Genomic DNA, 25,685 nt, shown 5'->3' with positions numbered 1-25,685 from the left:
CGGCCCGCGCGTCGGGGCGCGGACGCGGACATCCGCCACGTCCGCGCCCCGATGACCCCTCACCGCACCGTCCTCGGCAGGCGCAGCGCCAGCAGGGCCGTGAGCAGGGCCATCGCCAGCTGGATGAGGAGCGTCACCGTCAGGGCCGTACCCATCGAGCCCGAGGCGGACAGCGACAGGAAGAGGGAGCCGAGGGTCGCGACGCCGAGGGTGATCGCCGTCTGCTGGGTGGTCACCATGACGCCGCTGCCCACGCCCGCACGCTCCGGCGGGACGTCGGAGAGCACCACCCGGAAGGCCACCGGAAGCTGGAGCCCCTGCCCGACGCCCGCGACCGCCATGCCGGGGACCAGACTCGCCACCGACAGGTCCGGCCAGGAGCGCCCGGCGGTCAGGGCGATCAGGCCGAGCCCGACGGCCTGGAGCACGGCGCCCACCGGGACCACCCGCGTGCCCCAGCGGCGGATCAGCCGGGGACCGGCGAGCGACGCCGCGAAGAAGGCCACCGCCATGGGGACCAGGGCGAGTCCCGAGGCCACCGCACTGAGACCCAGGCCCTGCTGGAGCGCCACCGCGATCACGAACATGAAGCCGCTGAAGCCCAGCGAGAGCGGCAGCACCACCGCGAGCCCACGCCGCAGCGGGACCAGAGCGAGCAGGCTCGGGGGGACCAGCGGGGTGGCGCCCCGGCGGTCCGCCCGCCGCTCCACCCACCAGAACGCCCCCGCCGCGAACGGGGAGACCGCGAGCGACACCCAGGTCCACAGCGGCCAGCCCGCCGCCCGGCCCTCCGTCAGCGGCGCGAGCAGGGTGAGCAGCGCGAGCGCGAGGAGCAGCGTGCCCGGCACGTCCACCGGCGCCGGCCGGTCCGAGCGGGTCTCCGGCACGGTCCGGACGGCGAGGAGCAGACCCGCCACCGCCACCGGCACGTTCACCAGGAACACCGCACGCCAGCCGGAGCCCGCGACGTCGGCGGTCACGAGCACCCCGCCCAGGATCTGGCCGCCCGCCATCGAGAGACCGGCGGTCGCCCCGTACAGGCTGAGCGCCCTCGCCCGGCGCGGCCCCTCCGTCGAGGAGTGGATGGTCGCGAGGACCTGCGGCAGCATCAGCGCCGCCGCCGCGCCCTGCGCCACCCGCGCCGCGACCAGGGTCCAGGCGTCCGGGGCGAGCCCGCAGGCGAGCGAGGTCAGTCCGAAGGCGGCCATGCCGGCGAGGAAGAGCCGCCGGCGGCCGAAGAGGTCGCCGAGCCGCCCGCCGAGGACGAGCAGCACCGCGTACGACAGGCCGTACCCGGCGACGACCAGCTCCAGGAGCGCCGGGCCCGCGGCCAGGTCGTGGTCGATGGCCGGCAGGGCGACGTTGACGATGAAGAAGTCGATGAGGGGGAGCGCGGCGCCGAGGAGGACGGTGAACAGGCCGAGGGCGCCGAGTGCCGAGGCCGGCGCCGGGCGGCCGGCAGGGGCCGCGGTACGGGCGGAAGGTGAGGTCGTAGTCACGCGACCGAGCCTCCGCCCCCGCTCAGCCTGGTACCAGAGTGTCTTTATCCTGGTACAAGCACTACCTGGAAACGGGCTGGGCACCCCGGCACGCTGGAGGCATGACCGTCATGGCGATGAGCGGACCCGCGAGCGGGCGCGTGAGCGAGACCGACGTACGGCGGCACGAGCTCGCCGCCTTCCTGCGCAGCCGGCGCGAGCGCATCACCCCCGAGCAGGTCGGCCTGCCCAGGGGCCGGCGCCGCCGCACCCCCGGCCTGCGCCGCGAGGAGGTCGCCCACCTCTCCGCCGTCGGCGTCACCTGGTACACCTGGCTCGAACAGGCCCGCGACATCCAGGTCTCCCCGCAGGTCCTGGACGCCCTCGCCGCGGCCCTGCTGCTCGACCCCACCGAGCGCAGCCACCTCTTCGCCCTCGCCGGAGCCGCCGACCCGCACCCCGAGGCGCCCTGCTCCGTCGTCACGCCCACCCTGCGCCGCCTGCTCGACCAGCTGGAGCCCGTGCCCGCCGCGATCCAGAACAGCCGCTACGACTTCCTCGCCCACAACCGCACCTTCGGGCAGCTCTTCTGCGACCTCGACGCGCTGCCCCGCGAGGACCGCAACTCCCTCTGGCTGGCCTTCACGAACGAGGACTTCCGGGCCTCGGTCACCGACCTGCCCGAGGTCATGCGCGCGCTCGCCGGGAAGCTCCGCGCCGCCATGGCCGAGCACCTGGCCGAACCCGCCTGGAAGGAGCTCGTACGCCGCCTCGAAGACGCCTCGCCCGAGTTCCGGGAGCTCTGGGCGCGGCACGAGGTGGTCGCCCCCGGCGGCCGCGTGAAGATCATTCGCAACGCGCGGGTCGGGCTGCTCGGCTTCGAGCACACCAACCTCTGGCTCGGCCCGAACGCCGGGACGCATCTCGTCACGTACGTCCCCGTGGACGACGCCACCCAGGCCGGGGTCGCCCGCCTCCTCGACCTCGTGGTCCGGGAGCGGGCGGATCAGGACAAGGGAGCTCTGGCCGTGGCCTGAGGGAGCCGGCTTCAGGCGAGGGTGTCCTCGCCGTGGCCTGGGGGAGCCGGCGTCAGGGCGAGGGTGTCCTCGCCGTCGCCTGGGGGATCCTCCGGCTTCAGGACGAGGGTGTCCTCGCCGTGGCCTGGGGGATCCTCCGGCTTCAGGACGAGGGTGTCCTCGCCGTGGCCTGAGAACCGCCCTCCGCGTGCGGACCGCCCTCCGGCCGGGGCTCCTCCTCCGGCGCCAGGCAGCGCGCCGTCCGCTCCGCCGTGCGCCGCGCCCACGGCCCGCTGGTCAGCGCCCCGACCGCCAGGACGGCGAGCCCGCAGCCCGTGATGATCCAGTAGCCCGGGCGGGCCGCCGCCACGAACGCGTCCGCGTGCGGCGTCGCGCCCACCCCCGCCGCCAGGACCGTGCCGATCACCGCGACCCCCAGCGTCTGCCCGACCTGCCGGCTCGTCGAGGCCACCGCCGCCGCCACCCCGGCCTGCGCGCGGGGCATCCCGGAGACGGCGGTGTTCGTGATCGGGGCGTTCACCAGGCCGAAGCCGATGCCGAAGACCACGTACCCGGTGAAGAGCAGCGGATCGCTCGTCTCGGCCGAGAAGGCCGCGAAGAGCAGCGGCCCGGCCGCCATCGCCGTCCCCGCGAGCAGCAGCGAGGGGCGCGGCCCGCGCGCCGCCGTGAGCCGTCCCGACAGCGGGGCGAAGACGAAGGTCATGCCGGCCATCGGCAGCATCCACAGACCGGCGGACAGCGGGGAGAGCCCGCGCACGTCCTGGAGGTACAGCGTGTTCAGGAAGAGGAAGCCGCCGAGCGAGGCGAAGGCGCAGACCGCGATGACGGTGGCCCCGCTGAACGGCGCGCTGCGGAAGAACCGCAGGTCGATGAGGGGCTCGCGCCGTCGGGGTTCGTAGAGGAGGAGACCGGCGAGGGCGACGGCGGCGATCCCGGCGAAGAGCGGGTCGGTCTCGATGATCGCGTACGTCAGTGAGCCCAGGAGCGCGGTCACCAGGAGCTGCCCGACGGGGTCGGGGCGCCGGGGCCGGGGCGCGCGGGACTCGGGGACGTACCGCAGGGTGAGGAGCAGGGCGAGGAGGGCGACCGGCAGGTTCACCCAGAAGATCGCCCGCCAGTCGACCGACTGGACGAGCACACCGCCCACAAGGGGCCCGGCGGCCATGGAGACGCCGACGACCCCGCCCCAGACTCCGATGGCACGCGCGCGTGCCGCCGGTTCCGTGAAGGTGTTGGTGATGATCGACATGGCGACGGGGTTCAGCATCGAGCCGCCCACGGCCTGCACCATCCGGAAGGCGACCAGTGCCTCCAGGTTCGGCGCGAGGGAGCAGAGCAGCGAGCCGAGTGCGAAGACGACCAGGCCGGTGACGAAGACCTTGCGGCGGCCGATGCGGTCGGCGGTGGAGCCCGCGAGCATCAGCAGGGAGGCGAGGACCAGGGTGTAGGCGTCGATGACCCACTGCATGCCGGCGACGGTGGCGTCGAGATCGCGGCGCATGGCGGGCAGGGCGACGTTGAGCGCGGTGTTGTCCAGGCTGACGATCAGCAGGCTCATGCAGCAGATCGCGAGGACGACGAGGCGGCGACCGCGTGTGAGCTCGGGCATGTGCGGATCGTATGGCTGTCTAAGAAACTCCGCAGTGCGGGACAATGGCCGAATGACCGCGTTCACCCCTCTCGCCATCGGGCCGCACATCGTGCAGCCGCCGGTGGTGCTCGCCCCCATGGCCGGCATCACCAACGCCCCCTTCCGTACCCTCTGCCGCGAGTTCAGCGGCGGCAAGGGGCTGTTCGTGAGCGAGATGATCACGACGCGCGCTCTGGTCGAGCGCAACGAGAAGACGATGCAGCTCATCCGCTTCGACGAGACCGAGAAGCCGCGCTCGATCCAGCTGTACGGCGTGGATCCGGTGACGGTCGGCAAGGCCGTGCGGATGATCGTCGACGAGGACCTCGCCGACCACATCGACCTGAACTTCGGCTGCCCGGTCCCCAAGGTGACGCGGAAGGGCGGCGGCTCGGCCCTGCCCTACAAGCGGCCGCTGCTGCGGGCGATCCTGAACGAGGCCGTGACCAACGCGGGCGACCTGCCGGTCACGATGAAGATGCGCAAGGGCATCGACGACGACCACATCACGTACCTCGACGCGGGCCGGATCGCGGTCGAGGAGGGCGTCACGGCGATCGCCCTGCACGGGCGGACGGCTGCCCAGCACTACGGCGGCACCGCCGACTGGGACGCGATCGCGCGGCTCAAGGAGCACGTGCCGGAGATCCCGGTGCTCGGCAACGGTGACATCTGGTCGGCGGACGACGCCCTGCGGATGATGCGGGAGACGGGCTGCGACGGCGTCGTCGTGGGCCGCGGCTGCCTGGGCCGCCCGTGGCTCTTCGGGGACCTGGTGGCGGGCTTCGAGGGCACCGGCGCCTACGCGCAGCCGGGCCTGCGGGAGGTCGCGGACGCGATGGTGCGGCACGCGCGGCTGCTCGGCGAGTGGCTCGGTGACGAGGCACGCGGTGTCATCGACTTCCGCAAGCATGTGGCCTGGTACTTGAAGGGCTTCGCGGTCGGCTCCGAGATGCGCAAGAAGCTGGCCATCACCTCCTCCCTGGACGAGCTGCGCGCTCAGTTGAGCGAGCTCGACCTCGACCAGCCGTGGCCGGTGGGTGCGGACGGTCCTCGGGGTCGTACGTCCGGAAACAACCGAGTTGTCCTGCCGGACGGCTGGTTGAAGGACCCTTACGACTGCGCCGGAGTGAGTGAGGACGCCGAGCTGGACACGTCCGGCGGCTGAGATCCGGCCCTTCTGGGGGAGTGATCCTCGCCACCCTTGAGGGGGGTGGTGCTCAGATGAGCATGTTGCAGACGGCTGCACAGCCTGAAGGGGTGGCACTGAGTGCCACCCCTTTTGTGTTTAAGAGTTGAACGCAAATGCTCGATTGGGCGCTCATGTGAGCGGCAAAGTGTAGGATTGGGTCAACCGGCCTTCGGGGCGTGAAACCGGAAGCTTCGCATCGGTAACTTTCGAAGTGCTGGCGGACGGGTGGTTAAGACCGTGTGACCGCTAGGCGTACCTCCCCAGAAGCCTTCGATCTGGGTATGTTCCTCGCCGTCAGGGCAGCCAACCGAGTCATCGAGGAGTCGGGACCCGTGTCGGAAAACAATGATCAGAAGTTCGTCTACGACTTCACCGAGGGCAACAGGGACCTGAAGGACCTGCTCGGTGGCAAGGGCGCCAACCTCGCCGAGATGACCAACCTCGGCCTCCCGGTGCCTCCGGGCTTCACGATCACCACCGAGGCGTGCAAGGTCTACCTCGAGAGCGGTACGGAGCCCGTCGAGCTCCGCGACGAGGTGAGTGCCCACCTCGACGCCCTCGAGCAGCAGATGGGCAAGAAGCTCGGCCAGGCCGACGACCCGCTGCTCGTCTCCGTCCGCTCGGGCGCGAAGTTCTCCATGCCGGGCATGATGGACACCGTCCTCAACATCGGGCTCTCCGACGAGTCGGTGGCCGGCCTCGCCCGCCAGGCCGACAACGAGCGCTTCGCGTGGGACTCGTACCGCCGACTGATCCAGATGTTCGGCAAGACCGTCCTCGGCGTCGACGGCGAGCTCTTCGAGGAGGCCCTCGACGAGGCCAAGGCCGCGAAGAAGGTCGCCAGCGACACCGACCTGGACGCCGCCGACCTCAAGAAGGTCGTCAAGCACTTCAAGAAGATCGTGAAGGCCCAGACCGGCCGCGACTTCCCCCAGGACCCGCGCGAGCAGATGGACCTCGCCATCGAGGCCGTCTTCAACTCCTGGAACACCGACCGCGCCAAGCTGTACCGCCGCCAGGAGCGCATCCCGGGCGACCTCGGCACCGCCGTCAACGTCTGCTCGATGGTCTTCGGCAACCTCGGCCCCGACTCCGGCACCGGCGTCGCCTTCACCCGCGACCCCGCCTCCGGCCACGCCGGCGTCTACGGCGACTACCTGCAGAACGCGCAGGGCGAGGACGTCGTCGCCGGTATCCGCAACACCGTGCCGCTGGCCGACCTCGAGTCGATCGACAAGAAGTCGTACGACCAGCTCATGCACATCATGGAGACCCTGGAGACCCACTACAAGGATCTCTGCGACATCGAGTTCACCATCGAGCGCGGCCAGCTCTGGATGCTCCAGACCCGTGTCGGCAAGCGCACCGCCGGTGCCGCCTTCCGCATCGCCACGCAGCTCGTGGACCAGGGCCTGATCGACGAGGCCGAGGCGCTCCAGCGCGTCACCGGCGCGCAGCTCGCCCAGCTGATGTTCCCCAAGTTCGACGAGAACGCCAAGGTCGAGCAGATCGGGCGCGGCATCGCCGCCTCCCCGGGCGCGGCCGTCGGCAAGGCCGTCTTCGACTCGTACACGGCCGTCAAGTGGTCCCGCTCCGGCGAGAAGGTCATCCTGATCCGCCGCGAGACCAACCCGGACGACCTGGACGGCATGATCGCCGCCGAGGGCATCCTCACCTCCCGCGGCGGCAAGACCTCGCACGCCGCCGTCGTCGCCCGCGGCATGGGCAAGACCTGTGTCTGCGGCGCCGAGGAGCTCGAGGTCGACACCAAGCGCCGCCGGATGACCACGGCCGACGGCCAGGTCGTCGAGGAGGGCGACGTCGTCTCCATCGACGGCTCCACCGGCAAGGTCTACATCGGTGAGGTACCCGTCGTACCGTCCCCGGTCGTCGAGTACTTCGAGGGCCGCATGCACGCCGGCGCCGACGACGCCGACGAGCTCGTCGCCGCCGTCCACCGGATCATGGCCTACGCCGACCGCGTGCGCCGCCTCCGCGTCCGCGCCAACGCCGACAACGCCGAGGACGCCTCGCGCGCCCGCCGCTTCGGCGCCCAGGGCATCGGCCTGTGCCGCACCGAGCACATGTTCCTCGGAGAGCGCCGCCAGTACGTCGAGCGGCTCATCCTGGCCGACACGGACGAGGAGCGCGAGGAGTCGCTGAAGGCCCTCCTGCCGCTGCAGAAGCAGGACTTCATCGAGCTCTTCGAGGCCATGGACGGGCTGCCCGTCACGGTCCGGCTGCTCGACCCGCCGCTGCACGAGTTCCTGCCCGACATCACCGAGCTGTCGGTGCGCGTCGCCCTCGCCGAGTCCCGCAAGGAGCCGCACGAGAACGACCTGCGCCTGCTCCAGGCCGTGCACCGGCTGCACGAGCAGAACCCGATGCTGGGTCTGCGCGGTGTCCGTCTCGGCCTGGTCATCCCCGGCCTGTTCACCATGCAGGTCCGGGCGATCGCCGAGGCCGCCGCCCACCGCATCGACGCCAAGGGCGACCCGCGCGCCGAGATCATGATCCCGCTCGTCGGCACCGTCCAGGAGCTGGAGATCGTCCGCGAGGAGGCCGAGCAGGTCATCGCCGAGGTCCGGGCGCAGACCGGCGTCGACCTGAAGCTCGCGCTCGGCACCATGATCGAGCTGCCGCGCGCCGCCGTGACCGCCGGTCAGATCGCCGAGGCCGCGGAGTTCTTCTCCTTCGGCACCAACGACCTGACGCAGACGGTCTGGGGCTTCTCCCGCGACGACGTGGAGGCCTCGTTCTTCACCGCGTACCTGGAGAAGGGCATCTTCGGCGTCAGCCCCTTCGAGACCATCGACAAGGACGGTGTCGGCGCGCTCGTGCGCAGCGCCGTCCAGGCCGGCCGGGCCACCCGCCCCGACATCAAGCTCGGTGTCTGCGGCGAGCACGGCGGCGACCCGGAGTCGGTGCACTTCTTCCACGAGGTCGGCCTCGACTACGTCTCCTGCTCGCCCTTCCGGATCCCGGTGGCGCGTCTCGAGGCGGGCCGCGCGGCCGCCGAGTCGAAGGGCAGCGACAGCCGCTGAGCCCTGCTGAACCCCGGTTCAGCTGGCCGCTGAGCCTGCTGAACCGGGGGTCAGGAGCGGCGGTCGGGCCCTCCTGAACCCCGGTTCAGCAGCGGAGCACGGACCACCGGGGCCGCCGTCGGTCACCTCTTGACCCTCACCGACGGGCGGCGGCTCCGGATCCACAAAAAGAGACGGGACGGACACCTTTGTGCGGAGGTGTCCGTCCCGTTCTTTGTTTGTTTGTTTGTCGAGCTGATGTGAGTCAATGTTCAATTTCGGCTGATTGAATTATTGGACATTGAACTTCTTCGATTCATCAGCGCAAAGAACGGGGCGGGCGCGGCCCCCGGATCCCCACCCGGAGGCCACGCCCTTTACCGATGCCGGGCAGGTGAGCCGCAACCTCGCCGACCGCCGCCGGACGGGCAAAGCCCCCCACGGTCTTCACCACGTCACCTCGGTCCTGAAGGTTTCCTGCCCGACCCGTACAGCTTTTCGGTTCCGCCCCGATTGCCGCGATGCCTTTCAACTGTGGCTGAAACACCCTGGTAACGTGCAGTGATGCTGTGCATACTCGTCGTCGGGGGTGGTTGCGAGTGCACAGGTGGGGACCTTCATGCTGCGGATTCATTTCACCGGGAACGATTTGGCAGGGGTGCGGACGGCCGCCCGGCCGGACGTTCTGTGGGAAACGATTCTGAGCTTTCACCGTTTAAGAGACCGGCGCGGGCCCGTCGTCTACGGAGAATGGCGCGCGGACGCCCGCATGCGGCTCGGCGGTGAGACCCGCCTCCTCGCCGCGCTCGTTCCCAGCCGCGGATATTTTCCCGACTTCCTGACGCCCGCGGAAGGCGTCCACGGGCTCGACGAGGGACTCCAGGCCATCCGCGCCACCGAGCCGGGCCGGCTGCGCGGCGAGCTCTCGCTGCTCGCCGCCGACCGCTCCGGCGGCCGGACCGTGCCCCACTCGCTGCGCGCCCTCGCCGACGGCGGCGCGGAGCCCTTCGACCGGCTCGTGGGGGCCCTGAGGAGCTACCACCGGGCCGCCGTCGAACCGTACTGGCCGCACATCCGCGCCCGCGTCGAGGCCGACCGCGCCCGCCGCGGCCGGGCCCTCCTGGACGGCGGCGCCGAGGAGCTGCTCGCCTCGCTGCCGCCGATGCTGCGCTGGCGCGCGCCCGTCCTGGAGGCGGACTACCCGGTCGACCGGGACGTCCACCTCGACGGGCGGGGGCTGCTGCTCCAGCCCTCGTTCTTCTGCCGGGGGACACCGGTGGTGCTGCGCGATCCGCTGCTGCCGCCGGTCCTCGTCTACCCCGTCACACACGGCGAGGCGCCGACGGTCCGCGCGCCGGGCGGCTCCTCGCTCGCCAAGCTGGTCGGCCAGACCCGCTCGGCCGTCCTGCACGCCATCGGGGACGGCGGGACGACCAGCGAGCTGGCCCGCAGGGCCGGGGTGTCGCTGGCCTCGGCCAGCCAGCACGCGGGCGTGCTGCGCGAGGCCGGACTCATCGCGACCCTCCGCCACGGCAACGCCGTCCTGCACACCCTGACGCCGTTGGGCGCGGCCCTGCTCGGCGGCGCCCAACGGACGGTGGACCTGCGGTGCTACACGACGAGCTACGCGCGTAACGGCCGGTGACCTCATGGCCGGTCCGGCGACAGGGCCGGGGGTTCGCGCGCTTCCGGAACCCGGGACACGGAGTCGACCGCGCGTCCACGAGCGGTGAAGCCGAAGCGGGCGCTCGCTGTCGGTGCGGGGCGCTAGGTTCTCACCATGGACGTCGACGCACACCTGCTCGATTCGGTCGCGCTCCCGGGCGGGCGCGAACTCGTCTACGGCCGCCCCTTCGAGGCACGGCAGACCGGCCGTCGCAGGGCTCTGCTGTCGCACGGCGTCGAACTCGAGGTCCATGAACTGGAGTCGCTGTTCGCGGGGGACCGGGCCCCGGACGTCGTCTTCCCGCTGCCGTGGCCCGGCTGGGGCGGGGGAGTCCACTCGGTGGACCCCGACCTGGGCTTCGTCGCCTTCTCCGGACAGCGGTCGGTGCGGGCGGTGCGCGCCGACGGCACGACCCGATGGGTCTACGAGCACGCCTGCTGGGACCAGGAGGTCGGGCACCCGCACACCGGCGACGAGCGGCAGGTCTGCGGAGGCATCGAGTCGGGCTCCTGCCAGGTCTCCGACGACGGGCGGTTCGTGTGGGCGCACGTCGTCCTGGAGGCGGGCGAGGACCCCGACGACTACCAGGAGGGCTGGGTCGTCCTCGACGCGGAGGACGGCCGCGAGCTGGCCCGGCTTCCGCTGCCGGACAGCGTGGCCTCCGGCTCGTGGCACCTCGCCCACCCCGACGGCGCGCACATGGGCCTCTGCGTCGGGATGGGACAGGACGGCGTCCTGGTGTACTGGGGGCGCTGGGACGGGCGGGAGCTGACCGTCCACGACGAGCTGAACGACGGCCTCGACCGCATCCTGTTCGACGTCCACCCCGACCACGCGGGATTCCTCACGGTCGAGCACTACGGCAACGACCTCCAGCTGCACTCCCTCGACGGGACGGTCCTCGCCGAGAACGAGGAGGTGCGGTGGGACCACGGCTGCGGCTTCCTCGACGGCGACACCGTCCTCGCCACCACCCAGGTCGAGTACGACTCCGACCCCGAGGCGCACGGCACCTGGCTCCTCGACGCCCGCACCCTGGAGAGACGCGGGCGCGTCCGCTACCCCTCGGGCCCCGCCGACGGCCTCGTCCGCCCCCTCGGCGACGGCACCTGGCTCACGTACGACACGGCGACGGACACCGTCCGTCGCTGGACGGCCTGAGGGCGGGGGACCTTCGGCACTTGGGGGAGCGGGGGTCGGAGGGGACACTGGAGGGCATGCGTGCCACCCGCGACATCAGCGACCGCCGCGACCTCGACGTCCTGCTGCGGCGCTTCTACGGCGCCGCCTTCGCCGACCCGCTGATCGGTCCCTTCTTCACCGAGATCGCCGGGACCGACCTGGAGGTCCACCTGCCGCGCATCGCCGACTTCTGGGAGCGCGCCCTCCTCCGTACCGCCGACTACGGCCGGGACGCCTTCGCCCCGCACGCCGCCCTCCACACCGCCCGGCCGCTCACCGCCGCCCACTTCGGCCGCTGGGTGCAGCTCTGGCACGCGAGCGTCGACGGGCTCCACACCGGGCCCCGGGCCGAGCGGGCCAAGGCGCAGGGCGAGCGGATCGCCGTCGCCATGCTGAAGCGGCTGGACGACGGATCGACGGAGGGCACGGGCGGCGGTTTCGTCCCGCTGGCGGCCCTGGAGCTGCGCTCGGTCGCCTGAGCGAAAAGAATCCTCGGGAGAGCGATGAGTTCCGAGGGGCAGGCCCGTCTTACCTCTCGACAGCACCGCACGACGGAAGCGAGAGCGCCATGGCCCCCCAGATGATCTTCGTGAACCTGCCCGTCAAGAGCGTCGACGCCAGCAAGGCCTTCTTCGAGAAGCTCGGCTACTCCTCGAACCCGCAGTTCAGCGACGAGACCACCGCCTGCGTGGTCATCAGCGACACGATCTTCGCGATGCTCCTCGAAGAGCCCAAGTTCAAGTCCTTCATGGCGCCCGGCAAGGAGATCTCCGACGCGACCAAGGCCACCGAGGTCCTGGTCACGCTGAGCGCCGAGAGCCGGGAGAGGGTCGACCAGCTCGCCGACGCCGCCCTCGCCGCCGGCGGCACCCCGGCGAAGGAGCCCATGGAGATGGGCTTCATGTACGGCCGCTCCTTCACCGACCTGGACGGCCACCACTGGGAGATCTTCTGGATGGACCCGGCGGCCGCCCAGGGCTGAGCCCGCCTTCCGGATCAGGCCGAGACGCCGCCGTCGATCACCAGGTCCGTGCCGACGGCGGAGGCCGCGTCGTCCGAGGCGAGGTACAGCACCGCCGCCGCCACCTCGGCCGCGGAGGAGATCCGGCCCAGCGGAGACTCCTGCTTCATCCGGAGCTCCCGCTCGGCCTCCGTCTCGCCCGGCCGCAGCGACATCGTGGACTCCGAGGCGCCGGGGCTGACCGCGTTGATCCGGACCCCGTCGGCGATGTGGTCCAGGGCCGCGGCCCTGGTGATCGCCGAGACCGCCGCCTTCGACACCTGGTAGCCGAACACCCCGGGGATCCGGACGTGCGGGCCCAGGTTCGACGCGATGTTCACGATCGCCCCGCCGCCGTTCGCCCGCATGTGGCCGACCTCGGCCTGCAGGGCGTGCAGCACCCCCGTCACGTTGATGTCGAGCAGCGTCCCCCAGTCGTCGAGCGGGAAGTCGGCGGCACTGTGGCCGCCCCGGAAGACCCCGGCGTTGTTCACGGCGACGTCCAGGCCGCCGAAGAGCCCGACCGTGCGCCGGACCAGCTCCCGGGTGGACTCGGCGCTCGACACGTCGGCGGTGACCGCGGCGACGGTGCCCCCGGCGGCCTCGATCAGGGCGACCGTCCCGTCGAGGGACTCCGCCGTACGGCCGGCGACGACCACCTTCGCGCCCTCGGCGGCGAACGCGAGCGCGATGGCGCGGCCGAGACCGGAACCGGCGCCGGTGACGAGGACGGTGCGGTCGGTGAAGCGTGCGGAACGTGCGGACATGGTGGTCAGCCCTTCTGGTGGACGGGTGTGGTGACGGTGAGTGCGGTGACGGCGAGTGCGGTGAACAGGGCGGCCGCGGCCGCCGGCGACACCGCGTCGCGGCCGAGGGTGGGCAGGGCGGCGAAGAGCACGGTCGGCCCGAACCGAGCAGGGTGACCGCGAAGGGCACGAAGGCGGCGGAGGTGAGCAGCGCGGACCAGCCGCGCCGCCGCCGGAGCGCGAGGGACGGCAGGACGAAGACCGTGGCCGTGCGGGCCGCCGAGGAGGAGGAAGCCACGGCGGGTGCCCGCGTCGTGGGCTTCCCGTACCTGTGTCGGCGTCGTCATCCCGCCCCCCAACTGAACTTGACCGTACGTTCTAGAATGAGCACCGAAGAAAGGGCGCCCCCCGTGGGCGCCCGCTCCTCAGTCCAGCAGTCCCAGTGCCTGCTCCGCCGCGTCCGTGACCCGGCCCGGCTCGCTCGACACCTTGCCGACCACCCGTATCCCCTGCAGCAGCACGAGCAGCATCCGGGCGAGCGCCCGCGGGTCCCGGTCGGCCGGGAGCTCGCCCCCGGCCCGGGCCCGCGTGAGTGCGCCGTACAAAAGCGTCTCGACCAGCTCCCAGCTCAGCTCGACCCGCCGGGCGACCACCGTGTCGTGCGGCCCCAGCTCCGCCGCCGAGTTGGTGACGAAACAGCCGTTCAGGCGCTCCCCGTCCGCCGTCGCCTGGGCGGCGAAGCGGCGGACGAGGGCCCGCACGGCCGGCAGCGCCGGGCCCGGTGCGGACAGCTCCTCGACGATCCGCGGGTCGCGGGTCTCCAGGTAGCGGTCCATCGCCTTCAGGTACAGCTCGTGCTTGTTGCCGAAGGTCGCGTAGATGCTGGCGCGGCCGATCCCGAGGTGCTCCACGAGGTCCGACATCGTCGTCGCCTCGTAGCCGCGCGCCCAGAACAGTTCGAGGGCTGCCTGGAGCGCGGCGTCCGGATTGAATTCCTTGGTCCTGGCCACGAGACGACCGTACGATCATCTGGAACGATCGGTCAAGTTACGCCGTGTGGATCACGTCGTACGGATCAGGTCGTGCGGACTCGTGCGGACCGGATACACCGCCACCGTGACCCCGTCGTCGTCCAGGCACCGGCCCGTCTCCAGGTCGAAGCGCTGCTTCAGGAGCGGCGAGGCCACGAACGGCCGCCCGTCCGCCGAGCCGACGAGCCCCCGGGAGAGCACCTGCGCGCCCGTGAACGGATCGCGGTTGTCGATCGCGTACGTCCGGCCGGACCGGTCCCGGAAGACCGCGGCCTGCCGGCCGTCCGGCAGCAGCGCCGCCACACCCCGGCCCGGGATCAGCCGGGCCTCGTCGCAGACCGCCATCCAGGAGTCGGGAGACAGGTCGGGAGACAGGGAGAGTTCGAGGGTCGTCGTGGTCGTGGTCGTCGTCGTCATCGGGAGGTGGCCCCTTCCAGCGTTCCGATCGTGAGAATCGTGAGGTCCGGCTTGATCTGGTCGCGCTCCGGCACGAACCGGACCGACGGGTCCGGCGCGCCCGGCGCGTTCACGAAGGAGACGAAGCGCCGCAGCCGTTCCGGGTCGTCGAGCGTCTGAGCCCACTCGTCCTGGTAGTCGGCGACGTGCGCGGCCATCAGCGCCTCCAGCTCGTCGCACAGCCCGAGCGAGTCGTGCACCACCACGTCCTTGAGGTGGTCGAGCCCGCCCTCCAGGCGCTCCAGCCAGGTCGACGTCCGCTCCAGGCGGTCCGCCGTCCGGATGTAGAACATCAGGAACCGGTCGATGAGCCGGATCAGTTCGGCGTCCGAGAGGTCCTGGGCGAGCAGGTCCGCGTGGCGCGGGGTCGCGCCGCCGTTCCCGCCGACGTACAGGTTCCAGCCGTTCGCCGTCGCGATGATCCCGAAGTCCTTCGACTGCGCCTCCGCGCACTCGCGCGCACAGCCCGACACCGCCGACTTCAGCTTGTGCGGGGCGCGCAGGCCCCGGTAGCGCAGCTCCAGCTGGATCGCCATCTTCACCGAGTCCTGGACGCCGTAGCGGCACCACGTCTGCCCGACGCAGGACTTCACCGTGCGCAGCGCCTTGCCGTACGCGTGCCCCGACTCGAAGCCCGCGTCGACGAGCCGCGTCCAGATCGACGGCAGTTGGTCCACCCGGGCGCCGAAGAGGTCGATCCGCTGACCGCCGGTGATCTTCGTGTAGAGCCCGAAGTCCCGGGCCACCTCGCCGATCACGATCAGCTTGTCCGGGGTGATCTCACCGCCCGGGATGCGCGGCACCACCGAATAGGAGCCGTTGCGCTGCATGTTGGCGAGGAAGTGGTCGTTGGTGTCCTGGAGGGAGGCCTGCTCGCCGTCCAGGATGTAGCCGTTGTTGAGGCTGGCGAGGATGGAGCCGACGGTCGGCTTGCAGACCTCGCAGCCCTCACCGCCCCGCGCCTCCTCCCGACCGTGCGAGTCGAGCAGCGCCGCGAAGGAGGTCAGCCGCAGGGTGCGGGCGATCTCGTACAGCTCGCTCCGGGTGTACGAGAAGCAGCCGCAGAGCCCCTTGTCGGTGGGCGCCGGCAGCAGCTTCTCGATCACCTTCACGCAACTGCCGCAACCCGTACCGGCCTTGGTGCACTTCTTCACCTCGGCGAGCGACTCGCACTGGCCGATCGCGTGCTTCGTGACGTTGTGGCAGGAGCAGATCACCGCGTCGTCCGGCAGCGCCGACGGGCCGAGCGCGACCGGGGCGCCCGCGCCCGCCGGGAGCACCAGCTGCTCCGGGGAGACCGGCGGCACCGTACCGGTCAGCGGGCGCAGCAGCCCGTACTGCTCGGCGTCGCCGACCAGGACACCGCCCAGCAGCACCCCGTCGCCGGAGACCACCAGCTTCTTGTAGACACCCGAGCGGGAGTCCGAGTACACGACGTCGAGGCAGCCCTCGGCCGTCCCGTGCGCGTCGCCGAACGAGGCCACGTCCACACCGAGCAGCTTCAGCTTCGTCGACATGTCGGCACCGGTGAAACCGTCCCCGGCCTCCTCCTCGGCTATCGCCGCCGCCGCCGTCTGCGCCATCTCGTAGCCCGGCGCCACCAGGCCGTACACCCGGCCGTCCGAGGCCAGCGCGCACTCGCCGATCGCGAAGACCGCCGGGTCGGACGTACGGCACAGCTCGTCGACCGCGATGCCGCCGCGCTCCCCGACCGCGAGGCCGCAGTCCCGGGCCAGCTGGTCCCGGGGCCGTACGCCCGCCGAGAACACCACCATGTCCGTGGCCAGTTCGGAACCGTCCGACAGCTTCATGCCCGTCACGGCGCCGTCCGCCGTCACGACCTCCTGCGTGCCCGTCCCCGTGTGGACCGTCAGACCCATCCGCTCGATCGTCCGCAGCAGGGCCGCGCCGCCGCCCTCGTCGACCTGCACCGGCATCAGCCGCGGCGCGAACTCCACGACGTGCGTGTCGAGGCCGAGGCCCTTGAGCGCGCCCGCCGCCTCCAGACCCAGCAGACCGCCACCGACGACCGCGCCGGTCGTCGCCGTCTTCGCGTACTCCTCGATCGCCAGCAGGTCCTCGATCGTGCGGTAGACGAAACAGCCGCGGGCGTCCTTGCCGGGGACGGGAGGCACGAAGGGGTACGAGCCGGTGGCCAGGACCAGGTGGTCGTACGCGAAGACCCGCCCCGAACGGGCCGTGACCTTCCGGGCCTCCCGGTCCACCGACTCCGCCGCGTCGCCCACGTACAGCTCGATGCCGTGCTTCTCCATGAAACCGGCCTCGACCATCGACAGGTCGTCCGCGGTCCTGCCCGAGAAGTACGAGGTCAGCTGCACGCGGTCGTAGGCCGGACGCGGCTCCTCGCAGAGGACCACGATCCTGGCCCGCTCCGTGACGCCACGGTCGGCGAGCGCCTCCAGGAACCGCTGGCCGACCATTCCGTGGCCGACCAGGACGATGGTGGGGGTGGTCATGAGGAGCCTCCGTCGTGGGTGAGCAGGTGGAGCAGGGGGGCGTCGTCGGGCAGGGCTTCGTCGCCCTCCCAAGCCCGGGCGAGCGTCCCGACCGCGGCCAGATCGCCGAGGAGTACGCCCCCGACGAGCCGGTCACCGCGGACGACGACCTTGCGGTAGGCGCTGCGCGTGGCATCGGTCAGCTGGACGACGTCGTCGCCCGGCCGAGCGGTGACCTCACCGAAGGCGGCGAGATCGAGGGGGCGGGGGCCGCCGAGGGTGAGACGGGTGAGGGCGCGGGTGCCGGTGTAGCGGGCGGGGGGTGTGCGCTCCGCGGGGGCGGTGCGGGCCTCGGGTGCGGGCGCGGCTTCCGCCGCGGCGGCGCCGGCGCCGGCCTCCGCCACCTCCGTCGTGGGCACGACGGACGGCACCTTCGCGGGTGCCTCCGCCTCATGTGCCTGGGCCCGCACATGGAGCGCGGCGTCCTCGTGGTGCGGGTCGGTACGGGGGGCGGAGGCGCCGCCGAGGGCGCCGTCCCGTGTGCCCACCCTCCCCCAAGCTCTCGGCTTCGCTCGAGCAGGGGGGACCCCCATCGCCCCAGCGGGACGATCGCCCACACGGGCGTGGGTGTCGTCCTCGTGGTGCGGGGCCGTGCCCGGGGTGTGGGTGCCGGCCGCCTCGTGGTGGGGGGCCGTGACCGGGGCGGAACGGGTGGGTCGCTCCGAGAGGAGGACGTTCGTCAGGGCGTCCGCCTGGTCCAGGGCCGGGCCCGCCAGGCCGTAGACGCGGCCCGCGTGTTCCGCGCAGTCGCCCACCGCGTGGATGTACGGGTCCGACGTCCGCAGCTCGTCGTCGACCACGATGCCCGTCGCGACGGTCAGCCCCGCGTCCCTCGCCAGGGCCACCCGGGGCCGGACCCCGCACGCCAGCACCACGACCTGCGCGTCGAGGACGAAGCCGTCGGCGAGTTCGACCGCCGTGACCGCCCCGTCCCGCTGCCGCAGCCCGCTGACCCGGCACTCGGTGTGCACCTCGACCCCGAAGGCCTCGACGTGTTCCCGGAGCAGGGCCGAGGCCTGTTCGTCGAGCTGGCGCTCCATCAGGCGTTCGCCCTGCTGGGTGAGGACGACGTCGGCCCCCAGCGAGGCGAGGGCCCGCGCGGCGGAGACCCCGAGGAGCCCGCCGCCGATGACCACGGCCCGTACCCCGGGCCGTACCAGGGCGCGCAGCTCCAGGCAGTCGTCGAGGGTGCGGAAGGGGTGGACGCCGGCCGGGAGCGCCGCGCCGCGCAGTCCGCGCAGCGGCGGAAGCACCGGGTTGGAGCCGGTGGCCAGGACCAGCCGGTCGTAGCCGACGAGCGAGCCGTCCGCGCACTCGACCGTCCGCGCCGCCCGGTCGATCCGTACCGCCCGGACCCCGAGCCGTACCGGCTCCCGGGTTCCGGGCAGGGCGATCACCTCGGGGGCGTACCGTCCGGCGAGGACGTCGGCGAGCAGCACCCTGTTGTACGGGGCGTGCGGTTCCTCGCCGAGGAGGGTGACGGGCAGGCGCTGGGCGAGCCGGGCGCCCGCCGTTCCGCCCCCGACCACCACGATCCGTGTACTCATACCGGAAGGGTGCGGGGCCGGTGTTACCCGACGGCATCCCGACTGTTTCCCGTACGGAACGCTGATCTCCGCCCGGGGCGGGGCGTGCTGTGAGGAGCCGGCACGCAGTGCCGCGGCCCCCGCCGGATTAACGCGCGGTCAGTCTCGGCTCAAGCCCGGCTTAAGGATCGCGGGTACGGGCCGGAGCGGGCCGTTCCCGTATACGGGCCGTCCTAGGGTGCCGGACGTGACCACCGAGGCCAGCCACCCCCTCTACACCCCTCTGCCCGTTCCGCTGTCCGAGCGGCCGCCGGCCGAGGTCCCGCCCGTGCCCGTCCTGCGGCTCGCCCCCGAGCGGCTGCGGAACGCGATCGCCGCCGGCGGCGGGGCCGTGGCCCTCCTCTGGGGTGTGCAGGCCCGTCCGTCCGCCCGGCTCGACGCGTTCTTCGCGACCGGCGCCCACCTCTCCGGCCTCCTCGCCGGGTACGGCGTCCTCGTCCTGCTGCTGCTCATGGCCCGCGTCCCGGCCGTCGAGCACGGCGTCGGCGCCGACCGGCTCGCCCGCTGGCACGCCCTCGGCGGCCGGTACGTCCTCGGTCTGATCGGCGCCCACGCCGTCCTCGCCCTCTGCGGTTACGCGGTGCACACCCGTACCGACCTCGTCACCGCCACCGGGGACCTCCTGGCGTACGGGGCGATCGCCGCCGCCACCGCCGGCACCGGCCTCCTCGTCGCCGTCGGCGTCACCTCCGCCCGGGGCGTCCGCCGCCGGGTCCGGCACGAGACCTGGCGGGCGGTCCACCTCGGCGGCCTCCTCGCCGCCGCGCTCGGCTTCGTCCACCAGCTCGCGGGCCCCGATCTCGCCGGCGGTCTCCTCACGCGCTGGCTCTGGTCGATGGCCCACGGCACCGTCGCGGTCCTCCTCGTCTGGTACCGGATCGTCGTGCCCGTCCGGGCCGCACTCCGCCACGAGCTGAGGGTCGCCGAGGTCCGCGCCGAGGGCCCCGGCGTCGTCTCGGTCCTCGTCCGGGGCAGGGGAGTGGCGCTGCTGCGCGCCGAGCCCGGCCAGTTCTTCCGCTGGCGCTTCCTCCGCCGCGGCCTCTGGGCGACGGCGCTGCCCTTCTCGCTCTCCGCGCCCGTCCGCGACGACACCCTGCGGATCACGGTCAAGGCGCTCGGCGACCACACCCGCCGCATCCGCCGGCTCCGCCCCGGGACCCGCGTCCTCGCCTCCGGCCCGTTCGGCGCGCTCACCGCGCACCGCCGCACCCGCCGCAAGGTGCTGCTGCTCGCCGGCGGGGTCGGCATCACCCCGCTGCGGGCCCTCTTCGAGACCCTGCCCGGCGGGCCCGGCGACGTGACCCTCCTCTACCGGGCCTCGGACGCGGCCGGTCTCGTCCTGCGCGCCGAACTGGAGACCATCGCCCGCGAACGGCAGGCCGCCCTGCACTTCCTGCTCGGCCCCTCGGACGGCGCCTTCGACCCCCTCGCGCCCCGCTCGCTGCGCCACCTCGTGCCCGGACTCGCCGCCCACGACGTGTACCTGTGCGGCCCGCCCGCGATGGCCCGGGCCGCCACCGACTCCCTCATCCGGGCCGGGGTGCCGGCCCACCGCATCCACAGCGAGGACTTCAGCCATGGCTAGACACGGTGCTCCCCGCGTCCCGGCGGACCGGGCGGGAATGCGGTTCGCCGCCGCTCTCCTCGGCACCGGGGCGCTCGCCGCGACCCTGCTCACCGCCGTCGTCACCCCGGCGGCCCCGCCCGCCCCCGACCGCGAACCGGGCGCCGCAAGCTCAGAGCTAGCTCAACGATCAGGAGATTGATGGACGGGGCAACGATCACGTCCCTAGGCTCACGGCCATGCCCGACATCTCGCTGACCACCCTTGTCCTGCTCTGCCTCGCCGCGCTCGTGGCGGGCTGGATCGACGCCGTGGTGGGCGGCGGCGGGCTGCTCCAGCTGCCCGCGCTGCTGCTCGGGCTGCCGCACGTCCCGGCCGCGCACATCCTCGGCACCAACAAGGCCGTGTCCATCGTGGGCACCACCGGGGCCGCCATCACCTATGTCCGCAAGGCGCCGGTGCGGGTGTGGACGGCGGTGCGGATCGGGCTCGCGGCCCTCGCAGGCTCGATGGGCGGCGCCTTCTTCGCGGCCGGGATCAGCAGCGACGTCCTGCGCCCGGTGATCATGGTGGTGCTGCTCGCGGTCGCGGCCTTCGTGATGCTGCGGCCCTCCTTCGGTGCCAAGGCCGAGGGGGAGGAGCGGGCGCCGCTGACCCGGGCGCGCATCGTGACGGCGATCGTGGTGGTCGGAGGCGGGATCGGCTTCTACGACGGCCTGTTCGGGCCGGGCACGGGCACCTTCCTGGTCCTCGCGCTGACCGCCGTGCTCCACCTGGACCTGGTGACCGCCTCGGCCACCGCCAAGATCGTCAACGTCTGCACCAACGCGGGCGCGCTCGTGATGTTCGCGTACCAGGGCAGCGTGTACTGGCAGCTCGCGGCCGTCATGGCCGTCTTCAACCTGGTCGGCGGGACGGTCGGCGCCCGGATGGCACTGAGCAAGGGCGCCGAGTTCGTCCGCGGCGTGCTGCTCGTCGTGGTCCTGTCGCTGGTCGCGAAGCTGGCCTTCGACCAGTGGGCGTGAGCTCCTCGGGGGTCACTTCACCCCGATGAGGTGGCCGAAGGCGACCACGTTCCCCTGGTAGCCGTTCTTCCTGGAGAAGCCGCCGCCGCAGGTGATCACCCGGATCTCGGCCCGGTCGGCCTCGGCGTACACCTTCTTGTCCGGGAAGTTCTTGTTGTCGTACACCTCGATCGCGTCGACCGTGAACACGGCGGTCCGCCCGTCCTCGCGGTCCACCTCGATCCGGTGGCCCTTCTTGAGGGCGCCGAGCGTGTAGAAGACGGCGGGCCCGTCGGCGTTGTCGACGTGGCCCGCGACGATCGCGGTGCCCTTGGCCCCGGGCGTGGTGCCGTCCCCGTACCAGCCGGCCATGTTCCGGTTCCCGGCCGGCGGCACGTCGAGCGCGCCGCTCTCCGCAAGGGCGAGCCGCATCATCGGGGCGTCCACGTCGGTCTCGGGGATGCGCAGCCGGACGGGCGCCGAGGGCGGCAGCGGGTCGGCGGCGGCGTCGGTGTGCACGCTCGGCCCGGCGGCGAAGGCCTGCGCGGCCGACGGTACGGGCGGGGTGACGTTCTCCGAGCCGTTCTGGACGAGCCAGAGACCGACGCACGCGGCCACGGCTATGCCCCAGCCCTTGCTCCTGTTGCTCACCTGTGTTCCCTCGGTCGCTTCCTGGGTGTGGCCCTGCCCCCGCCGGGCCGTGTTCGGGCGCGCGGCGGGGGCAGGACAGGCGGTGGTCTCAGTGGCCCTGCGCGCCGCTCGCCCGGCGACGCAGGAGCCAGACACCGCCGACGGCAGCCGCGGCCAGCACCGCCGCGCCTGCCGTGACCTGGGCGGTGTCGGGGCCGACGCTGCCACCGACACCGGTCTGGACGTGGCCGCTCGGACTCCGGTGCTTGACCATCAGGTCGCCCCGGGCGGTCTTGCCGTTGTCGCAGGCCACGCTGATCCAGTAGGAACCGGCCTTGACGTGCTCCGGCACCGTGAACTGTCCGACCACGACTTCCTTGTGCGTGCTCGGGTTCAGCTGGAACTCGCCCGCGCCGAGCGAGTTCGCGTCACCGACGCCGTGGCCGTGCTTGCCGCAGGCGAGCGTGTTCACGGTGACGGTCTCGCCCGGGGACGCGGACGACGGAAAGATCTCCAGCGACTCGTGGCTGCCGCTGTTCGCGTACGAGCTCTCGCTGTTCGAGTTCCAGTCTTCGTTGCCGGCGTACGCCGCGGGGGCGGCGAACGCCCCGATCGCGGCGACCGTCAGCGCGGTACCGGTGAACAGACGGGCAGTGGTGCGCATGGGGGTCCTCCGGGGCGCGCGAGCGGTCATGCCGGCTGGTCCTCCCGGGAGGGACATCCCGGAGCCGGACCTTCTAAGACCGAGATAAGAGCCACGCCGCGCGCCCCGCCTGCTGATGAGGCATCAGGATTGCTCCGTCCGATACGGTGTGTCGCCTGGATTTCGGACGTCTGTGCAGGTCAGGACGGTTTACGAGGCGTCAGCTGACGGCCCGTGCCGAACGGGTGAGCGCCGGAGGTGCCGGGGCCGGCGCTATCCGATCCCGGTCAGCCCGCCGATCGCCGCCACGGCCCACTCCTGCGCCCCCGCCGCCGTCCCGGCCGCGACCCCCGTCGCGACCGGGGCGAGGGCGCCCCGCAGGGCGGCGAGCGCGCGGCGCACCCTGCCCGCCTCGACGGGCTCGGGCCCGGTGATCTCCGCCAGGACCTCCTCGGCCGCCTGCTGGGTGTCCTCGCGGTCCAGCTCGGCGAGGCCGGCCCGGGGGAGCTCCCGGAGGAGTTCGTTCACCCGCTCGGCGAGCGTCTCGTACCCCGGCGCGACCACGCCGTTGCTCTGCTGGTTCTGCGTGACGGTCTCGTTGTTCCAGGCGAACTGGGCGTTCGAGACCTGGCCGCCGTGGAAGACCGGCCCGTCGTTGCGCGGGGTGTTCTGCTGGTCGCTCATCGGGAGGACTCATCTCCTTCGTTCTGCTGGTGCTGCGTGACGTGGTCGTTGTTCCAGGCGAACTGGCCACCGTGGACGTCCCCGTGGATCACCGGACCGATCTGGTTGATGACCGTCGGGGTCCGGTCGGCCGTGCGGAGGGTCTTGCGGACGACCGGCAGCGACGTGCGCAGGGACACGAGCTCGACGCTGCCGTTGTGCAGGACCGCCTTGCCCTGTGTGCCGTTCACGGAGCAGTCCGCGAAGCGCCCGCTGGTCCCCTCGTCGAAGACCGCCCCGGCGACGGCGCAGTCGGTGAACTCGCTCTGCGCGACGTCCAGGTACGTGGAGTCCTTGCCGGAGATCCCGACTCCTTCGGAGCCGATGACGGAGAGGTTCCTGGCGAAGAGCCTTCCGTTTCCGATCCCTCCTACCCCGCCGCTGGTCACCGCGCTGACGGTGCAGTCGTACACGAACAGCTGAGCGTCCTCGGCCACTCCGAAGCCGACCGTTCCACGCTCTGCCGTCACGTGTCTGAGCGTGACCCTGGACTGGCCGGCCGCGGTCACCGCGGGCAGGGTGAAGTCACGGAACGTCGAGTCGGTGAGGTCGGCCGTGGTGCCGCCGTCGCCCCGGGTGTCCAGGCCGGTCTGGCACCGGTCCACCCGCACGCCCTCGAACACGCCCGCGGCGCCGTCCAGGACCCGCAGCGCGGAGTTCGTCAGGTCCTCGATCCGGACACGCGTGAAGCGGCCCCTGCCCCCGTCGGTGACGGCGATGCCGACGTTCCCTCCCGAGACGCGGCAGTCACGCACCTCGGGCGCCCCGCCCGTCGTCGAGAACACCGCGACGTTGCGCGCGTCGAGGACCTCGCAGTCCTCGAACCGGCCCAGGCCCTGGGCCTGGACGTTGATGCCGGTGTCGCGGCACGCGGCGAACACGCTGCCGCGCACCACCGGACCGGCGCCGCTCTTCGTCACGATCCCGTGCAGGGCGTCGCTGACCCGCGTGCGGTCGACGGAGCCCCGGGACTGCTCGATGAACATGATCCCCTCCGCGTGGATGGCGTTGATCGCGCACTCCGTCACGGTGAGCTCCGCCTGGGTGTCCGCCACGAGGGCCGCGTTCCCGGTGCCGGTCACCTCGCAGCCGGTGACCTCGGCGCACGCCCCGCTGACTCGCAGGCCGTGGATGCGGCTGCCTTCGATCCGGCTGCTCCGGAGGGTCACGCGGGCGCCTTCGATCACCGCGATCGCGTTGTCGGCGGCGTCGGTGAACCGGCACCGTTCGATCAGGCCGGCCGAGCCCGTGAAGACCGTGCGGCCGTGCAGGACCACGCTCTCGCGCAGGGTGACGGAGGTGCGCGGACGCGCGTGCACGGCGACCGCGCCCGGCGCCCGGATCTCCGTGTGTTCGAGGGTCAGCGTGCCCGTGTGGCAGCCGACGACGTCGGCGTCCCGGCCGACCAGGGTGAGACCCTGGACGTGGACCTGTCCGTACGCGTCCAGGACCGCGCCCCGGGGCAGGCCGACCACGACGGAGCCCGGGCCCTCGGCCGCGACCAGCCGCACTTCGCCCCGGACGGTGAGCGCCTCCTCGTACCGCCCGGGCGCGATCTCGATCACGGCCGCCCGGCCCCGTGCGGCCGCCGCGTGGAGCGCCGAGCCGATGTCGGGGTGCGCCCGACGGCCCCCACGCGGCGAGACGACGTACCTCGCGACCATCCCGTTACTCCCTCCCCGTACGACTCGGCCTAGAGGCTGTCCCACTCCACGGAGTCGTACGCCGAGTACACCCGCCCCATCAGCTCCTCGTCCACCGCGAATTCCACCTCGTCGATCGCCGTCACGGCCGCGATCGTCCGGGAGTTGGTCACGAACGCGGCCCGGTAGCCCGGCAGATCGGCCAGCGTCACCGGGCGCCGGACCGAGGGCAGGCGCTGCTCCAGGAGGGCCATGGTGATGCCGGCGAGGCAGGGCGCCGACGGCCAGACCACCGAAGTGCCGTCCCAGAAAGCGATGTTGGTGACCGCTCCCTCGGCGATCTCGCCGTACGGGGAGGTCAGCAGCGCCTCGTCGTAGCCGGCCCGCCGGGCCGCCGCGCCGTGGTAGTGCTGGCCGAAGCCGCCCAGGTGCTTGATGTGCGGCGCGGGCCGCCAGTAGTCGACGGTCGTCAGGCGCTGCGGGGCGCCGGGGCCCTCCGGGGCCGGGTCGGCGACGGTCACCACGGTGCGGACGCCCGGGTACACGTACACCCGGACCGAGGCGTCCCGCCGCCCGGCGGTCGCGAGGGCCCCGGCGATCAGATCATGGACCCGCTTGCCGTCCAGCTCCCGGTCGAAGAGCTCGCGGGTGGACCGGTCGAGGCGGTCGAGGTGGAGGGCGAGGCCCTTCACGCGCCCGTCCCGTACCTGCATCGCCGTGAAGTGCCCGAAACCGCTCATCAGGGTGGCGAGGAGCTCCGGATCGGCCGCCGGGGTTCCGTCGATCTCGATGTGCGCGGGAGGTGTCGTCATGCCCTCACCGTACGGCGCACGGACGGCGCTCGACCTCGATCGGGCCTGAAGGGCACGGCACTTGACCTCGACCGGGCGGGGGAAGTCGCTTCGGCGCCGCCTCCCTCATCACCCGGACCACCG

Annotated in this window: 24 protein-coding genes; 11 read left to right on the top strand and 13 right to left on the bottom strand. The window is 72.4% G+C overall.

The genetic code is table 11. The annotated features are described in order from the left end of the window. Positions 1-59: 59 nt before the first annotated feature. Positions 60-1,499 carry an MFS transporter gene (locus ACN9M0_RS11255; protein ID WP_399698292.1) on the bottom strand — a complete coding sequence of 480 codons (1,440 nt, stop codon included), beginning with the start codon at positions 1,497-1,499 and terminating at the stop codon, positions 60-62. Positions 1,500-1,600: 101 nt separating this feature from the next. Here ACN9M0_RS11255 and ACN9M0_RS11250 point away from each other — a divergent pair, with 101 nt between their 5' ends. Beyond that, positions 1,601-2,515: a helix-turn-helix domain-containing protein gene (locus ACN9M0_RS11250; protein WP_366035859.1), complete on the top strand. Its 915-nt coding sequence runs from the start codon at positions 1,601-1,603 to the stop codon at positions 2,513-2,515. Between the two features lie 32 nt (positions 2,516-2,547). Further along, a complete protein-coding gene (locus ACN9M0_RS11245) occupies positions 2,548-2,688 on the top strand; it encodes a hypothetical protein (protein ID WP_426403538.1) in 141 nt (46 codons plus the stop codon). Here ACN9M0_RS11245 and ACN9M0_RS11240 read toward each other — a convergent pair. Then, a complete protein-coding gene (locus tag ACN9M0_RS11240) occupies positions 2,658-4,124 on the bottom strand; it encodes an MFS transporter (RefSeq protein ID WP_366035860.1) in 1,467 nt (488 codons plus the stop codon). The two genes, ACN9M0_RS11245 and ACN9M0_RS11240, sit on opposite strands and share 31 nt — an antisense overlap. A 52-nt stretch (positions 4,125-4,176) precedes the next feature. Here ACN9M0_RS11240 and dusB point away from each other — a divergent pair, with 52 nt between their 5' ends. From dusB to ACN9M0_RS11210, 6 genes are all read left to right on the top strand, one after another. Then, positions 4,177-5,313: a tRNA dihydrouridine synthase DusB gene (gene dusB / locus ACN9M0_RS11235; protein ID WP_123452108.1), complete on the top strand. Its 1,137-nt coding sequence runs from the start codon at positions 4,177-4,179 to the stop codon at positions 5,311-5,313. 356 nt (positions 5,314-5,669) lie between these two features. After that, complete coding sequence (gene ppdK / locus ACN9M0_RS11230; protein WP_366035862.1) at positions 5,670-8,381, top strand: pyruvate, phosphate dikinase; 2,712 nt, start codon at positions 5,670-5,672, stop codon at positions 8,379-8,381. 598 nt (positions 8,382-8,979) lie between these two features. After that, positions 8,980-10,005, top strand: a complete 1,026-nt coding sequence (locus ACN9M0_RS11225) for an ArsR/SmtB family transcription factor (protein WP_366035863.1) — start codon at positions 8,980-8,982, stop codon at positions 10,003-10,005. 135 nt (positions 10,006-10,140) lie between these two features. After that, positions 10,141-11,187 carry a hypothetical protein gene (locus ACN9M0_RS11220; protein ID WP_426403537.1) on the top strand — a complete coding sequence of 349 codons (1,047 nt, stop codon included), beginning with the start codon at positions 10,141-10,143 and terminating at the stop codon, positions 11,185-11,187. 56 nt (positions 11,188-11,243) lie between these two features. Beyond that, positions 11,244-11,687 (top strand): group III truncated hemoglobin, encoded by a 444-nt coding sequence (locus ACN9M0_RS11215; RefSeq protein ID WP_426403536.1) that lies wholly within the window; start codon positions 11,244-11,246, stop codon positions 11,685-11,687. A gap of 89 nt (positions 11,688-11,776) precedes the next feature. Further along, entirely contained in the window at positions 11,777-12,190 is a 414-nt protein-coding gene (locus tag ACN9M0_RS11210) for a VOC family protein (protein WP_366035866.1), read from the top strand. Between the two features lie 14 nt (positions 12,191-12,204). Here the strand turns inward: ACN9M0_RS11210 and ACN9M0_RS11205 are convergent, their stop codons facing one another. The 6 genes from ACN9M0_RS11205 to ACN9M0_RS11180 all read right to left on the bottom strand — a co-directional run bounded on the left by ACN9M0_RS11205 (position 12,205) and on the right by ACN9M0_RS11180 (position 18,504). Further along, the gene (locus ACN9M0_RS11205; protein ID WP_426403535.1) at positions 12,205-12,975 is read right to left on the bottom strand and encodes an SDR family NAD(P)-dependent oxidoreductase; all 771 of its coding nucleotides are present in this window, start codon (positions 12,973-12,975) and stop codon (positions 12,205-12,207) included. Positions 12,976-12,980: 5 nt separating this feature from the next. Continuing rightward, entirely contained in the window at positions 12,981-13,301 is a 321-nt protein-coding gene (locus ACN9M0_RS11200; protein WP_399698313.1) for a hypothetical protein, read from the bottom strand. 78 nt (positions 13,302-13,379) lie between these two features. Continuing rightward, positions 13,380-13,964 carry a TetR/AcrR family transcriptional regulator gene (locus ACN9M0_RS11195; RefSeq protein ID WP_399698316.1) on the bottom strand — a complete coding sequence of 195 codons (585 nt, stop codon included), beginning with the start codon at positions 13,962-13,964 and terminating at the stop codon, positions 13,380-13,382. A gap of 51 nt (positions 13,965-14,015) precedes the next feature. Then, positions 14,016-14,402: a nitrite reductase small subunit NirD gene (gene nirD / locus ACN9M0_RS11190; protein ID WP_426403534.1), complete on the bottom strand. Its 387-nt coding sequence runs from the start codon at positions 14,400-14,402 to the stop codon at positions 14,016-14,018. Further along, entirely contained in the window at positions 14,399-16,918 is a 2,520-nt protein-coding gene (nirB, locus tag ACN9M0_RS11185) for a nitrite reductase large subunit NirB (protein ID WP_366035870.1), read from the bottom strand. The genes nirD and nirB overlap by 4 nt, the downstream gene beginning before the upstream one ends. Beyond that, on the bottom strand, positions 16,915-18,504 hold the full coding sequence (locus tag ACN9M0_RS11180) for an NAD(P)/FAD-dependent oxidoreductase (RefSeq protein ID WP_426403533.1): 1,590 nt from the start codon (positions 18,502-18,504) through the stop codon (positions 16,915-16,917). The genes nirB and ACN9M0_RS11180 overlap by 4 nt, the downstream gene beginning before the upstream one ends. Positions 18,505-18,721: 217 nt before the next feature. Here ACN9M0_RS11180 and ACN9M0_RS11175 point away from each other — a divergent pair, with 217 nt between their 5' ends. Genes ACN9M0_RS11175 through ACN9M0_RS11165 form a run of 3 tightly spaced genes read left to right on the top strand, consistent with a single transcriptional unit; the run spans position 18,722 to position 21,132 of the window. Then, a complete protein-coding gene (locus ACN9M0_RS11175; protein ID WP_426403532.1) occupies positions 18,722-20,128 on the top strand; it encodes a ferredoxin reductase family protein in 1,407 nt (468 codons plus the stop codon). Continuing rightward, positions 20,121-20,309 carry a hypothetical protein gene (locus ACN9M0_RS11170; protein WP_366035873.1) on the top strand — a complete coding sequence of 63 codons (189 nt, stop codon included), beginning with the start codon at positions 20,121-20,123 and terminating at the stop codon, positions 20,307-20,309. The genes ACN9M0_RS11175 and ACN9M0_RS11170 overlap by 8 nt, the downstream gene beginning before the upstream one ends. 37 nt (positions 20,310-20,346) lie before the next feature. Then, complete coding sequence (locus ACN9M0_RS11165; protein WP_366035874.1) at positions 20,347-21,132, top strand: sulfite exporter TauE/SafE family protein; 786 nt, start codon at positions 20,347-20,349, stop codon at positions 21,130-21,132. A 12-nt stretch (positions 21,133-21,144) separates the two neighbouring features. On the opposite strand, the gene ACN9M0_RS11160 is transcribed toward ACN9M0_RS11165, so the two are convergent. The 5 genes from ACN9M0_RS11160 to ACN9M0_RS11140 form a co-directional block, all read right to left on the bottom strand. After that, complete coding sequence (locus ACN9M0_RS11160) at positions 21,145-21,762, bottom strand: class F sortase (protein WP_366035875.1); 618 nt, start codon at positions 21,760-21,762, stop codon at positions 21,145-21,147. A gap of 88 nt (positions 21,763-21,850) precedes the next feature. Further along, positions 21,851-22,405: a hypothetical protein gene (locus ACN9M0_RS11155; protein WP_366035876.1), complete on the bottom strand. Its 555-nt coding sequence runs from the start codon at positions 22,403-22,405 to the stop codon at positions 21,851-21,853. Positions 22,406-22,657: 252 nt separating this feature from the next. Next, positions 22,658-23,068: a hypothetical protein gene (locus ACN9M0_RS11150; protein ID WP_366035877.1), complete on the bottom strand. Its 411-nt coding sequence runs from the start codon at positions 23,066-23,068 to the stop codon at positions 22,658-22,660. Then, positions 23,065-24,771 (bottom strand): right-handed parallel beta-helix repeat-containing protein, encoded by a 1,707-nt coding sequence (locus ACN9M0_RS11145; protein WP_366035878.1) that lies wholly within the window; start codon positions 24,769-24,771, stop codon positions 23,065-23,067. Before ACN9M0_RS11145 ends, ACN9M0_RS11150 begins: the two co-directional genes overlap by 4 nt. Before the next feature lie 29 nt (positions 24,772-24,800). Next, the gene (locus ACN9M0_RS11140; RefSeq protein ID WP_426403531.1) at positions 24,801-25,562 is read right to left on the bottom strand and encodes an aminotransferase class IV; all 762 of its coding nucleotides are present in this window, start codon (positions 25,560-25,562) and stop codon (positions 24,801-24,803) included. Between the last annotated feature and the right edge of the window lie 123 nt (positions 25,563-25,685).

The organism is Streptomyces sp. R-07 (assembly GCF_049913175.1).
In the GTDB taxonomy this organism is placed as follows: Bacteria; Actinomycetota; Actinomycetes; order Streptomycetales; family Streptomycetaceae; genus Streptomyces.
Note: the sequence above shows the minus strand (reverse complement) of the source record. Positions and strands in the feature narration are given on the sequence as shown.

Excerpts from the sequence above, each read along its gene's own strand:
- ACN9M0_RS11250 (WP_366035859.1), top strand. The coding sequence starts at position 1,601 with ATGACCGTCATGGCGATGAGCGGACCCGCGAGCGGGCGCGTGAGCGAG.
- ACN9M0_RS11240 (WP_366035860.1), bottom strand. The coding sequence starts at position 4,124 with ATGCCCGAGCTCACACGCGGTCGCCGCCTCGTCGTCCTCGCGATCTGC.
- dusB (WP_123452108.1), top strand. The coding sequence starts at position 4,177 with ATGACCGCGTTCACCCCTCTCGCCATCGGGCCGCACATCGTGCAGCCG.
- ACN9M0_RS11225 (WP_366035863.1), top strand. The coding sequence starts at position 8,980 with ATGCTGCGGATTCATTTCACCGGGAACGATTTGGCAGGGGTGCGGACG.
- ACN9M0_RS11220 (WP_426403537.1), top strand. The coding sequence starts at position 10,141 with ATGGACGTCGACGCACACCTGCTCGATTCGGTCGCGCTCCCGGGCGGG.
- ACN9M0_RS11215 (WP_426403536.1), top strand. The coding sequence starts at position 11,244 with ATGCGTGCCACCCGCGACATCAGCGACCGCCGCGACCTCGACGTCCTG.
- ACN9M0_RS11210 (WP_366035866.1), top strand. The coding sequence starts at position 11,777 with ATGGCCCCCCAGATGATCTTCGTGAACCTGCCCGTCAAGAGCGTCGAC.
- ACN9M0_RS11205 (WP_426403535.1), bottom strand. The coding sequence starts at position 12,975 with ATGTCCGCACGTTCCGCACGCTTCACCGACCGCACCGTCCTCGTCACC.
- ACN9M0_RS11200 (WP_399698313.1), bottom strand. The coding sequence starts at position 13,301 with ATGACGACGCCGACACAGGTACGGGAAGCCCACGACGCGGGCACCCGC.
- nirD (WP_426403534.1), bottom strand. The coding sequence starts at position 14,402 with ATGACGACGACGACCACGACCACGACGACCCTCGAACTCTCCCTGTCT.
- nirB (WP_366035870.1), bottom strand. The coding sequence starts at position 16,918 with ATGACCACCCCCACCATCGTCCTGGTCGGCCACGGAATGGTCGGCCAG.
- ACN9M0_RS11180 (WP_426403533.1), bottom strand. The coding sequence starts at position 18,504 with ATGAGTACACGGATCGTGGTGGTCGGGGGCGGAACGGCGGGCGCCCGG.
- ACN9M0_RS11170 (WP_366035873.1), top strand. The coding sequence starts at position 20,121 with ATGGCTAGACACGGTGCTCCCCGCGTCCCGGCGGACCGGGCGGGAATG.
- ACN9M0_RS11165 (WP_366035874.1), top strand. The coding sequence starts at position 20,347 with ATGCCCGACATCTCGCTGACCACCCTTGTCCTGCTCTGCCTCGCCGCG.
- ACN9M0_RS11155 (WP_366035876.1), bottom strand. The coding sequence starts at position 22,405 with ATGCGCACCACTGCCCGTCTGTTCACCGGTACCGCGCTGACGGTCGCC.
- ACN9M0_RS11150 (WP_366035877.1), bottom strand. The coding sequence starts at position 23,068 with ATGAGCGACCAGCAGAACACCCCGCGCAACGACGGGCCGGTCTTCCAC.
- ACN9M0_RS11145 (WP_366035878.1), bottom strand. The coding sequence starts at position 24,771 with ATGGTCGCGAGGTACGTCGTCTCGCCGCGTGGGGGCCGTCGGGCGCAC.
- ACN9M0_RS11140 (WP_426403531.1), bottom strand. The coding sequence starts at position 25,562 with ATGACGACACCTCCCGCGCACATCGAGATCGACGGAACCCCGGCGGCC.